Annotated in this window: 14 protein-coding genes; 5 read left to right on the forward strand and 9 right to left on the reverse strand. The window is 66.4% G+C overall.

Annotated features, from left to right (window positions below):
* Window positions 1-80: 80 nt before the first annotated feature.
* On the reverse strand, window positions 81-1,457 hold the full coding sequence (locus tag GLP40_RS30005) for an SPFH domain-containing protein (protein WP_154791366.1): 1,377 nt from the start codon (window positions 1,455-1,457) through the stop codon (window positions 81-83).
* 52 nt (window positions 1,458-1,509) lie between these two features.
* The gene (locus GLP40_RS30010) at window positions 1,510-2,091 is read right to left on the reverse strand and encodes a TetR/AcrR family transcriptional regulator (RefSeq protein ID WP_328290815.1); all 582 of its coding nucleotides are present in this window, start codon (window positions 2,089-2,091) and stop codon (window positions 1,510-1,512) included.
* A 95-nt stretch (window positions 2,092-2,186) separates the two neighbouring features.
* On the opposite strand from GLP40_RS30010, the gene GLP40_RS30015 reads away from it, so the two are divergent.
* The 5 genes from GLP40_RS30015 (at window position 2,187) to GLP40_RS30035 (ending at window position 7,916) form a co-directional block, all read left to right on the forward strand.
* Window positions 2,187-3,011 (forward strand): SDR family oxidoreductase, encoded by an 825-nt coding sequence (locus GLP40_RS30015; RefSeq protein ID WP_328290816.1) that lies wholly within the window; start codon window positions 2,187-2,189, stop codon window positions 3,009-3,011.
* Entirely contained in the window at window positions 3,008-4,096 is a 1,089-nt protein-coding gene (locus GLP40_RS30020) for an NAD(P)H-dependent amine dehydrogenase family protein (protein ID WP_154791368.1), read from the forward strand. The genes GLP40_RS30015 and GLP40_RS30020 overlap by 4 nt, the downstream gene beginning before the upstream one ends.
* A gap of 81 nt (window positions 4,097-4,177) precedes the next feature.
* On the forward strand, window positions 4,178-4,537 hold the full coding sequence (locus GLP40_RS30025; RefSeq protein ID WP_154791369.1) for a hypothetical protein: 360 nt from the start codon (window positions 4,178-4,180) through the stop codon (window positions 4,535-4,537).
* A gap of 650 nt (window positions 4,538-5,187) precedes the next feature.
* Window positions 5,188-6,504: an alpha/beta fold hydrolase gene (locus GLP40_RS34190; protein WP_154791370.1), complete on the forward strand. Its 1,317-nt coding sequence runs from the start codon at window positions 5,188-5,190 to the stop codon at window positions 6,502-6,504.
* A 284-nt stretch (window positions 6,505-6,788) separates the two neighbouring features.
* Entirely contained in the window at window positions 6,789-7,916 is a 1,128-nt protein-coding gene (locus GLP40_RS30035) for an alkane 1-monooxygenase (RefSeq protein WP_154791400.1), read from the forward strand.
* Between the two features lie 269 nt (window positions 7,917-8,185).
* Here GLP40_RS30035 and GLP40_RS30040 read toward each other — a convergent pair whose 3' ends face one another.
* The 7 genes from GLP40_RS30040 to GLP40_RS30070 form a co-directional block, all read right to left on the reverse strand.
* Complete coding sequence (locus tag GLP40_RS30040) at window positions 8,186-8,500, reverse strand: gas vesicle protein K (protein ID WP_154791371.1); 315 nt, start codon at window positions 8,498-8,500, stop codon at window positions 8,186-8,188.
* A complete protein-coding gene (locus GLP40_RS30045) occupies window positions 8,493-8,723 on the reverse strand; it encodes a gas vesicle protein (RefSeq protein WP_154791372.1) in 231 nt (76 codons plus the stop codon). Before GLP40_RS30045 ends, GLP40_RS30040 begins: the two co-directional genes overlap by 8 nt.
* On the reverse strand, window positions 8,720-9,514 hold the full coding sequence (locus GLP40_RS30050; protein ID WP_407671730.1) for a GvpL/GvpF family gas vesicle protein: 795 nt from the start codon (window positions 9,512-9,514) through the stop codon (window positions 8,720-8,722). Before GLP40_RS30050 ends, GLP40_RS30045 begins: the two co-directional genes overlap by 4 nt.
* Window positions 9,511-9,897: a gas vesicle protein gene (locus tag GLP40_RS30055; RefSeq protein WP_154791373.1), complete on the reverse strand. Its 387-nt coding sequence runs from the start codon at window positions 9,895-9,897 to the stop codon at window positions 9,511-9,513. The genes GLP40_RS30050 and GLP40_RS30055 overlap by 4 nt, the downstream gene beginning before the upstream one ends.
* Window positions 9,894-10,229, reverse strand: coding sequence for a gas vesicle protein GvpO (gene gvpO / locus GLP40_RS30060; protein WP_328290817.1), 336 nt, complete (start codon window positions 10,227-10,229; stop codon window positions 9,894-9,896). Before gvpO ends, GLP40_RS30055 begins: the two co-directional genes overlap by 4 nt.
* Before the next feature lie 5 nt (window positions 10,230-10,234).
* The gene (locus tag GLP40_RS30065) at window positions 10,235-10,486 is read right to left on the reverse strand and encodes a gas vesicle protein GvpG (RefSeq protein WP_154791374.1); all 252 of its coding nucleotides are present in this window, start codon (window positions 10,484-10,486) and stop codon (window positions 10,235-10,237) included.
* Between the two features lie 3 nt (window positions 10,487-10,489).
* Window positions 10,490-10,625 (reverse strand): GvpL/GvpF family gas vesicle protein (locus tag GLP40_RS30070; protein WP_196054848.1); only part of this gene is annotated, 136 nt, incomplete at its 5' end.

The raw sequence follows: 10,625 nt of genomic DNA on the forward strand, positions 1-10,625 counted from the left end.
ATCCATTCACCATCGAAGCCTTCTCAGAAGGTAAGGCGCGAGGTGCGTGTCGCGGGCCCGAATGGCGCGCAGGTGGCCGGTCAGGATTGCGGACTGTGCCGTACCGCGGCCACGATCTCGCTGAGCTGCGCGACCAATCCGGCCAGCCCGGTGGTGTCGCCGCCGATCTGCACCGATTTCAGTTCCGTCGGGGCGGGCAGGTCTCTGACGATGGCGGGCAGCGTCTCGATCAGTTGAGCCTGGACGGTGGTGTCGGTGCGGGCATTGGCATTGTCGATGCCGACGCGTTCGCGTTCGAGTTCGAGCAGCGCCGCCTCGTGTGCGGCGCGGGTCTTGGCCTGTGCCAGCGCCAGTTCCGCCTCGAGTTGCAGGCGGCGCAGTTCCTGCTGCAGACGGGCGTTCTCGAGTTGTTCGGCGTGCTTGTCGCGTTCCAGCCGCAGGGCGTGCAGGGCGGTTTGCTGGGCGAGGTCGGCGACTTCGCGGTCGACGTCGTGTTCGCGGGCGGTGCGGCGCAGGCGTTCGGCGGATTCGCGGTCGAAGCGGGCGGCGTCGTTGCGGGCGCGCAAATCGGCCAGTTCCCGGTCGTTCTCGATGCGGCGTTCCTCGGCGGCGCGGCCCGCGGCGGCCTCGCGGGTGGATACCGCTTCCTGGGCTTCGAGTTCGGCCAGGCGCGCGACGCGGTTCTGTTCGCTGCGGTAGGGCTTCTGCAGGTTCTCCCACAGCGTGTTGGAGGAGACGACCGCTTCCTTGATCTGCACGGTCACGATCGACAGGCCCAGCCCGCGGTCACCTCGGGCGCCGGCCTCGCCCGCGCCTTCGGCGACGGTGCGCAGGCGGGCGGTGAGTTCCTCGATGATGGGTTGCTTGTCCGAGAGCACGTCCCGCACCGCCATGGTGGAGACCTTGTCCTTGATGGCGGCCTCGGCCTGTTCGCGCAGCTGCACGTTGACCAGGCGCATCGGGTCTTCGGGGTCGGAGAAGTCGAGTTTGCGGTAGGCGGTGGCGAAATCGTCGATGATCCACTGCACATATCCCTGCACCAGCACACCCTGCAGTTCGCGGCAGATGCAGTAGGCGTTGATCAGGATCGTCTGGATCGCGCCGGGCACCACCAGATACGAGTCGGTGGCCGGGTTGAACCGGAACGAGACGCCCAGTCCGATATGCAGGGGCTCGGCGGCGCCGCGGCGGGTGTGCACCACGAACGCGTTGGGTGGCACGAGAACGGTTTGCCAGCGCCAGAATCCGGTCACCCGCACGTCCACCGGGCCTTGCGGGGTGTGCTCCCGTGTCTGGCCGACCCGCGCGGCGCGTTTGGCCAATGCGCCGCGCGGGCTCGGCGCGCCGGCCGCCACCGGTGCGGGTGCCGACCGGGCGAACCCGGGCCGCAGATCCTCCTCCAGTTCCGCCTGCTGCGCTACGACCTGATCCAGATAGCTGTTGCTCTTCGCCGCCATGGCGGGCACGCTACCGCCGAAAGATCGTTCCGCCCACCGAAATTCATCCGGATCATTCGGGCTGCCGGCGTGTACCGAGGATGCCGTAGAGCAGCAGATCCTCGAGGGAGGCGGCGAATCCGTCCAGATCGTCGATATCGCGAATGCACATGGCGAACAGGGCCGCCCCGGCGATGGCGTCGAGCACCGTGTTCGGGTCCAGGCCCGGGCGTTGCCGGTCAGCGGGCAGGTAGTCGGCGAGCTCGTCGCGGGTCGGGGTGTCCAGGCGGGCCGACAGTTTCTCGTACAGGCCCGAATCCTCCCGCATCTCGGCCATCAATCCCGGCATGGCGGCGCGGGTTTCGGCGGAGCCGAACAGCTGGATGGTCCCGCGGATCACCTTGCGCACCTCGGCCGGCAGATCCGGCGCGATCACCGCCGACCCGACATCCGGGAAGACCGCCTGGGCGATGAGGTGGGCTTTCGAGGGCCAGCGCCGGTAGATGGCGGGGCGGCTGACTCCGGCGCGGGCGGCGATGGCGTCGATGGAGGTGGCGCCGTAGCCCTGTTCGACGATGAGGGCGCGGGCGGCGTCGAGGACCGCGGCGTCCACCGCGGGGTCGCGGTGCGGGCCCAGCCGGTGGCGTGTGGTCACGGAAATCCGTCCTTGTCGCTGAGGGCGAGAGTCGTTACAGTCTGTCACATCAAAGTCGTTACATTCTGTAACCGCTGAGGACTCGAGGAGGAGTCGTGTCAGCTGCCTCGCAGGTCACCCCCGCCGACACCTATCAACCGGTCCCGCTGCTGGCCGGCAAGGTCATCGTGGTCTCCGGCGTCGGACCGGGCCTGGGCCATTCGCTCACCATCGAAGCCGCCCGCATGGGCGCGGACCTGGTACTGGCCGGCCGCACCGAGAAACGCCTCCACGAATACGCCGACGAGGTCCGCGCCCTGGGCCGCACCGCCGTAGCCGCCAAGACCGACATCACCGACGAAGCCCAGCGCGCCGCGCTCGTCGACACCGCGCTGGCCGAACTGGGCCGGGTCGACTGCCTGATCAACAACGCCTTCGCCATCCCGCCCATGCACCCGATCACCCAGATCGAGGTGGAAGCGCTGCGAAACGCCAACGAGACCAATGTGTTCGCGCCACTGCGGCTGTCGGCGCTGTTCGCCGACGCGCTGGAACGCTCGCACGGGTCGATCATCATGCTCAACTCGTGCGTGTCCTACAGCTCACAACCGGAGTACTCCGGCTACAAACTGTCCAAGGGCGCACTCGCGCACTTGGCCTCGTCGCTGGCCACCGAGCTCGGCCCGCGCGGCATCCGCGTCAACAGCGTCGCGCCCTCCTACGTGTACGAGGACATCAACAAGGCCTACTTCGACTGGCTGGCCGGCCAGGCCGGGGTCACCCACGACGACATCTACCGGCAGAAGGCCGAACCCACCGACCTGGGTCGCCTCGCCGGGCCCGACGAGGTCGCGCGCGCGGCGCTGTTCCTGGCCAGTGATCTGGCCACCGCCGTCACCGGCCAGATGCTCACCGTCGACTGCGGCGAGTTCCACCGATGAGAACGGGAGTCAGCGTGAACAAGCGCATCGTGCTATGGGGGACCGGCGTGGTCGGGTCCATGGTGCTGTCCGAAATCCTGCGCCACCCGCTGTTCGAACTGGTCGGGGTGGGCGTGAGCAATCCCGACAAGATCGGCAAGGACGCCGGGGATCTGTGCGGGGCCGCGAAAACCGGTGTGCTGGCTACCGATTCGGTCGAGGAGCTGATCGCCCTGCGTCCCGACGCGGTCGTGCACTACGGCCCGACGGCGGCGTTCGCCGAGGAGAATATGCGCGTCATCGGGTCGTTCCTGCGCGCGGGCATCGATGTGTGCTCGACCGCGATGACACCGTGGGTGTGGCCGCGGATGGACACGCTGCCCGCTCTCTGGCGCGATCCCATCACCGAGGCCTGCCGGGCCGGGGGAGCGTCCTGCTTCACCACCGGCATCGACCCCGGTTTCGCCAACGACCTGTTCCCCATGACCCTGATGGGCCTGTGCGGCGAGGTCGAATCGGTGCGCGCCTCCGAGCTGCTCGACTACACCGACTACGAGGGCGACTACGAATTCGAGATGGGCATCGGTCACCCGCCCGAGTTCACCGCCCTGCTCGAACATCCCGACATGCTCATCATGGCCTGGGGCGCAACGGTTCCCATGATCGCCACCGCCGCTGGCATCGAACTCGACCGCATCACCACCACCTGGGACAAATGGGTGACTCCCGATGACCGTCCCTCGGCCAAGGGCATCATCAAGGCGGGCACGGTCGCCGCCATCCGCTTCACCATCAACGGCGTCTACCGCGACCGCGAGGTCATCACCCTCGAACACGTCAACCGCATCGGCCTCGACGCCGCCCCCGACTGGCCCGCGGGCACCAAGGACGACGTCTACCGCGTCGACATCCTCGGCAGCCCCTCCATCTCCCAGGAAACCTCCTTCCGCTTCACCGACGGCTCCGGCCGTACCCCCGCGGTCGCCGGATGCCTGGCCACCGGCATGCGCGCCCTCAATGCCGTCCCGGCCGTCAACGCCCTGCCACCCGGCTGGGTCACCCCGCTCGACCTCCCGCTTATCCCGGGCCTCGGCACCATCCGCTGACCATCGCCGAGTTGATGCTGCCGGCTCAGAAATCACTCGATTGTCGCTGGCAGCAACCTCTTGCCGCCGATTCGACGGTCCATGTCCATCACAGTGGGATCGGCGGCGTGCCCGCTCCCGGCCGTATCGGCCATTGACCTGGCCGATACGGCCGTCGTCATCACCACTCCCACCGACACCATGCCCGCATCTGGACACCGGGCCCATTCGATCCGTACTCCTCGCCGGCACATGGACCTCCGCGGCCGAACGCCGCGGGATTCCCGCTCGAAACCGATTGCGGCCCTTGCCTTGTCCCTGACCGACGTCAAGGTCACGCTCATGCTCGGCTGCCACATGGAAATCCACCGGGCACCACCGTGGCTGAAGCTCCTGTGCACCCTGCGGAGGAGCACCGTTTTCGCGGCGCTGAGCTACACGATCGTCGCCACACCGCTCTGACTGCAAGGCGGAGGAGCTGTTGTCACCCGATCGGGACACGGTCGGATGGCACTCCGAAACCAGCCCCAAAATCGCCCAATTCGCCCAGATGGCAAGGGCTTTCACCATTCAGCCACCACACCCCATTATGTCACTGTGACGCATCGAAGCTCGAAAAACGCCGAGCCAGGGGAGCGGCCACCCGAGACCGACAGACGCCACCGAGGAACACACGCACAGCGAATCGCTGACGAATCCGCAAATCCTCCACCAGAAGAGCCGACAAATCACCGCGCCCAGACCGTATTCGGTTCTGACGTAATAGGTTTGGTTCTGGGAGATCAGGATCCTGACGATCTCGGCGGACACGGATACGTGCGACTACCGTGACAACAGCCATTCCGCCGCAACCGGCGTGCTGATGACCCAACACGGCATCTCAGCACCCGCAGAGGAGGTGAACCCGGTGCTCGAGACGTGAAGAGCAGCGCGACCGCATGCCGGCCCGCGAGGCCGCCCAGCGCGAGAAGGAGCCGGCCGCTGCCGTCTGCCGGCATAGCGCACGTGAGGGCAAGGCCCCTTGCACTAGGAGAGACGAGCACGGATACTCTCACTCACCGAGCTAGATCTAGCTGTCCTGGGTAATCCAATCCGCAGGAAGGATCGAATTCGTGAGGACCGAAAAGCTCGTCTGTGCCGTTGCTTTGACAGGAATCCTCATAGCCTGCAGCGCGGCGATCTCCACACCACTCGCCACAGCGGAGCCGCTCACCGAGGCGGCCGCGGCCGACTTCTACATTCCGCCGGTGCCGTTGCCGAATGGCGGGCCGGGCGACATCATCCGCACCGAGTCAGCGCAGCTGGCGCTGTCGGCTCCCGGCCAGCCCGGGATCATTCCGGCCATGTCGACGCGCGTCATGTACCTCAGCAGCGATGCCAATGACGCACCGACCGCGGTGGTGGGAACGTATCTCCAGCCGACCCAGCCGTGGACCGGCCCGGGAGAACGGCCGCTGGTCGCGTACGCGGGCGGTACCAAGGGGCAGGGCGAGCAGTGCGCGCCATCGAAGCTGCTCTCGCAGCTCGTGGAGTATCAGCCGCCGGTCGACGCGATTTTCGAATACGACCTCATCGCGCTGTATTCGCTGCTGTCTCGCGGCATGGCGGTGGTGATAACCGACTATCACGGCCTGGGCACGCCGGACACCCACGACTATCTCAACCGTAAGGCGCAAGGCTACGCGGTACTGGATTCCGCACGGGCCGCGACGAGATTGCCCGGCACCGGCCTCAGCGCCCGCACGCCAGTTGTCCTCTATGGGTATTCGCAGGGCGGAATGGCCTCTGCCGCCGCCGCCGAGCTGCAACCGAAATACGCCTCCGACCTGAACGTGCGCGCGGCCTATGTCGGCGGTCCCGTGGTGGACGACGAATACTTCATCGGGTACAACGACGGCCGGCCCGACGTCGCGCCCGCCATCGCATGGATTCTCAACGGCATCACCGCCGACTATCCCGATACCCGTCCGGTGCTCGACGCCGAACTGAACGACACCGGCAAGGCGATCCTGCGGGAGTCGGCGGACAAGTGCGCCGGCCTCTTCGGTTTGTTCGAGCGATATCAGAACACGGCCCAGTGGACCACCAGCGGGCAACCGCTCACGGCCGTCATCGACGGCTCCCCGGTCTTGAAGGCGGCATTCGACGAGCAGCGGCTCGGTACCCGCACCCCCGCGGTGCCGGTACTGATCTCCTCGGCCAGAAACGACGACGGAACGCCCTACCCTGCCATCCGCGGTATGGCCGCGGGATGGTGCGGTGGCGGCGCGTCCGTGCAGCTGAACTCGAACGCCGAGCTTCCGGCCATCTCGGGACTCGTGGACACCCATGTGCTGGCCTTCTTCCCATCGCTGGCAACCTCGCAGCAGTGGATGACCGATCGTCTCGCCGGCTTGCCGGCGCCCGTCAATTGTGGCGCCTTGCCTTGACCCGGTTGGATCCGATCCGGCACGCCGCTATCCCCATCGGATAGCGGCGTTCTCCGTTCGACGCGCACGAGCGCATCCCGGCCCCCGCCCTCTCACCGGCGCGCTGTCCCGACATCTCGAGCACTCTCGCGCATCGGACCCCGATCCGACCTCCCGGCCGCCGGTCAGGCAGTGATTTCACCGTTCTCGGTGGTGCACCGACACGGAAACAGCTATTGTTTGGCAACAAAGCTACAGCGCAACCGTTTTCCTCGGTGACCCCTGCAATTGACGTTGTCGATGGGATGAGCGGGACGACTATGACGGTCTTCGAAAACGCGCAAGCTCGTGATCCCAAACGTTACCTGTGGCTTCTCGGTTCGATCGCGCCCGCCTGTGCGATCGTGCCGGCGCAACTGGTGACCTGGACCGGGCTGGAACTGTTCTGGTGGATCGGCCCGATCTTCGTGCTGGTGGTGATCCCACTGGTGGACATGGCCGTGGGTACGGACGGGAGCAATCCGCGCGAGCAGGATTACGAAGCGCTGTCCAATGATCGGTATTACCGTTGGTGCACTTACGTCTTCCTGCCGATCCAGTTCATCGGATTGTTCATCGCGGGATACCTGTGGGCCGGCACGGAACTGAGCTTCGCCGACAAATTAGGGTTGGCCGCGACCCTCGGAATCGTTTCCGGCATCGGCATCAATGCCGCCCATGAGCTCGGCCATCGAGCCGAGCATCTCGAACGCTGGCTGGCGAAAATCGCACTGGCGCAATCCGGTTACGGGCATTTCTTCGTCGAGCACAATCGCGGACACCACGTCCGGGTCGCCACGCCCGAAGACCCGGCGAGCGCGCGCTTCGGCGAATCACTGTGGGCCTTCGTGCCGCGCAGCGTGCTGGGCGGTTTCCGCTCGTCGCTCGCCCTGGAGCGGGAACGGCTGGCCCGCAAGGGAAAAGGCTGGTTCAGCCGGGACAATCAGCTGCTGCAGGCCTGGTCGATTAGCGTCGCACTGTTCGCGACGATGATGTGCGTGTTCGGGATCGTCATCGTCCCGTTCCTCCTGTTGCAGGCCCTGATCGGCATCGTGCTGCTCGAGACGGCGAATTACATCGAGCACTATGGTTTACTGCGCCCACGCCGCGCCGACGGCCGTTATGTGCGGTGCTCGCCGCGCGACAGCTGGAACAGCGACCGCTTGGTCACCAATGTCTTCCTGTTCCAGCTGCAGCGTCACAGCGACCACCACGCGAATCCCGGGCGCCGCTACCAGACCCTGCGCAGCTCCGACCTCGCGCCGCAGCTACCGTACGGTTATGCCACCATGATCGTGCTCGCCGCGATCCCGCCGCTGTGGCGCGCGGTCATGGATCACCGGGTGCTCGCCCACTACGGCGGCAACATGGCGTTGATCAACACAAAAACCTGAACCGCGCACACCCTCGGTGTGATGTCGGCCGGTCGACCCCCACGCAGGCGACATCCGTTCCAGCGATCCCGCAACCGACCAGCCTCACATGTGCCCGCCAATCCTGTGACGCCCCAGCCGATTCGCCGGCCGCAGTCAGCGCATGAACCCACCGTTCTGGTGCTGTCGATCCCCGACGGGGTGCCGGGGGAACACGCCGACGTCCAGCACGACCGAAATGGCTGGCGCCGCACAGTGGATAGATTACTGATCGGGCGAAACACCCGGGTTCACTCGTATGAGCCATCGCTCGGGTCACGAGGGAGGAGCGTGCCGAGCGGGCCGAGGTCGATATTGAGATCTTCCGGGGTGAGTCCGAAGTGATCGCGCAGTTCGTCCATGCGTTGTTCGAGCAGCATCAAGGTGGTGCCGACGCGTTCGATCTGAGCATCGGTGAGGTCACCCGCGTCCACGCGGCGTAGCGCTTGCCGCTCCATCAGTTGCCGCAGCAGCTCCACCAAGGTGAGGACGAGGGTGACCAGCCCGCGTTCGACCGATTCCGGATCGGTGTCGATTCGGGGTGGGATGCCGCCGAATTCAGTCATCGCCGGCCGGTTCCAGTACGCCACGCGAGGCCGAACCGACCGGCGCGCACAGGGTGCTGATGGAGGAGATGAGGGCTCGCAACGAGATCTGAACCAGATCAACATCGGCGATGGCGAGTTTGATGTCGCCGGAAATGACCACGCCACCGGCCAACACCCGGTCCAGCAGGTCGACCAGCGCGACGCGGCGCTCAGTGTCGACGGTGCGGTCGGCCGGATTCATGTCGGCCCTCGTTCCATGCCCGCGAACGAATACGGCGGCCAAGGGCCGGTGAGTTCGAGCCGGATGCCGGGGAGTTCGGCGCCGAGCGTGGTGACGGCCGTAGTGAAGTCGTCGGTGCGATCGTCGTCCACGAGGTATGTCCCGTTGAGCACCATCCAGTCCCGGCGTCCGCTGACCGCCGGGTCGGTCAGCGGGTGACGTCGTCCCGCGGCGGCGTGGTGAACCAAACGCTCGTGGATCTGCTCGGCGCGCTCTGCCGCATCGCGTTCTACGGTTTCCCGCGCGGACAGTTGCGCGCGACGCCGGGCCAGGTACGCGGCCCCCGGGGTCGTCGTGCTGCCCTCGTTCGCGGACCTGGCCTGGGCCACGGCGGCGGTGAGGGCAGCACGATCGCCATAGGCTCTCACACCCCACTCGGTACGGCCGCTCACCAACTGCAGGGCGGCGTCGAAGTCCGCTTGCCGCTCATCGAGCAGCTCGCGCACGCGGTTGTCGTCGTGGAAGACGGTGGCCAGCCGCAGCGGTACGGTCGGACCTCGACGCACCATGGCGGATACCACCACGTCGTGTGCCCGTGCTGTGGCCTCCAGCCAGTCGAGATCCTCGAAGTTTCGGCGTAGCGGTTGTTCCCCGAAAACATCCAGCGGCACCGAGCCGACGACCGCGGTCAGGTTGCCCGAGACGACCGTCCGCACCGGCTCGCCCGCGACTCCGGTCAGCGTGCCCAATTCCAGCGCGCCGTCGCGGCGGGATGCCACCGCGTACAGCCACACCGCGAAGCCATCGGTCACGATCGTTCTTTCTTCCGTTCTCTGCCGCTTTCAAGGGGTTGACGGCGTTCGTTCGCCGCCTCCAGTTCCGCGATCCGGTTTCGGAGTTCCCGGTTCTCGACCTCGAGATCGGGTTCCTTCCGTTCCAGCGCGCGGGCCTTGCTGTTGAGCCACGGGTCGCTCTCCCACCAGTCGATGCCCACTGACCTGGCTGTCTCCAGGGATGCGATCACCAGCCGCAGTTTGATGGTGAGCAGTTCGATGTCGAGGAGATTGACTTGGATATCGCCTGCGATCACCAGCCCCTTGTCGAGGACTCGCTCCAGGATGTCGGCGAGGTTGGTGGACTGGCGCCCGCCCCCGTAGGGCTGCGGCGCGTACGATTCGCCTCCGACCACCGTCATCGTTGCACCCTCGGTTCGATGTCGGTGCTGCCACGGCTGTAGCGTTTGATTCTGCGGTAGGCCAGCAGATTCTCGTCGAAATCGATCTCCACCTCGTAGAGCGCCATGATGTCCGCCGACGGCGGGATACGGCGATCCTCCAGTGCCTCGATCTCCACGAGCCAACCGTCCTCCGTCGGTTCCACGCGCGTGACGCCTTTGATGTCGTTGGAAGTCAGTTCCGCGAGGCATTCGACCGCCACCGCGGCGGCTTGCGCCGCGGTCAGGGCCGGTTGTTCATTCGATGCCGAACGAGCATTGTCGGAATCCTCGGAAATGGTGTCGCGGGCCACGTGAGTCACTCCTTCCGGTCGACCGGGCCTACCGCGGAGCCGGTCATGCGTTCGAGAACCGCTTGCTGCGCCTGTTCGGCCTCTTCCGCGGACAAGTCGCCGGTCGCTGCGGCGCGGTCGATCTCCTCGAGCTCGCGCCGCAGGATCGCTGGATCATGCAGCTGCCGTTCGACCTGGTCCTGGATCAGTTCGCCCACCCAGATCACACCGCGAATCGGCGCGAGGGGCAGCGAGAATATCGATGAGAGCAGGCCCATGTCTCACTCCCCGGGGGCTGGCTTGGTGACGAAGTCGTAGGCCGCCATCGGTCCGAGCAAATCGAGCTCCACCCGGCCGTCCCAGTCCGCGACGAGCCGGCGCACGGTGTCCTCCAGCTCTTGTTCCCGGGCCGATTCG

It is taken from the genome of Nocardia aurantiaca (genome assembly GCF_009708175.1).
Taxonomy (GTDB): Bacteria; Actinomycetota; Actinomycetes; order Mycobacteriales; family Mycobacteriaceae; genus Nocardia; species Nocardia aurantiaca.

Excerpts from the sequence above, each read along its gene's own strand:
- GLP40_RS30025 (WP_154791369.1), top strand. The coding sequence starts at position 4,178 with ATGTCCATCACAGTGGGATCGGCGGCGTGCCCGCTCCCGGCCGTATCG.
- GLP40_RS30055 (WP_154791373.1), bottom strand. The coding sequence starts at position 9,897 with ATGACGGTGGTCGGAGGCGAATCGTACGCGCCGCAGCCCTACGGGGGC.
- GLP40_RS30065 (WP_154791374.1), bottom strand. The coding sequence starts at position 10,486 with ATGGGCCTGCTCTCATCGATATTCTCGCTGCCCCTCGCGCCGATTCGC.
- GLP40_RS30005 (WP_154791366.1), bottom strand. The coding sequence starts at position 1,457 with ATGGCGGCGAAGAGCAACAGCTATCTGGATCAGGTCGTAGCGCAGCAG.
- GLP40_RS30035 (WP_154791400.1), top strand. The coding sequence starts at position 6,789 with ATGAGCGGGACGACTATGACGGTCTTCGAAAACGCGCAAGCTCGTGAT.
- GLP40_RS30020 (WP_154791368.1), top strand. The coding sequence starts at position 3,008 with ATGAGAACGGGAGTCAGCGTGAACAAGCGCATCGTGCTATGGGGGACC.
- GLP40_RS30040 (WP_154791371.1), bottom strand. The coding sequence starts at position 8,500 with ATGACTGAATTCGGCGGCATCCCACCCCGAATCGACACCGATCCGGAA.
- GLP40_RS30045 (WP_154791372.1), bottom strand. The coding sequence starts at position 8,723 with ATGAATCCGGCCGACCGCACCGTCGACACTGAGCGCCGCGTCGCGCTG.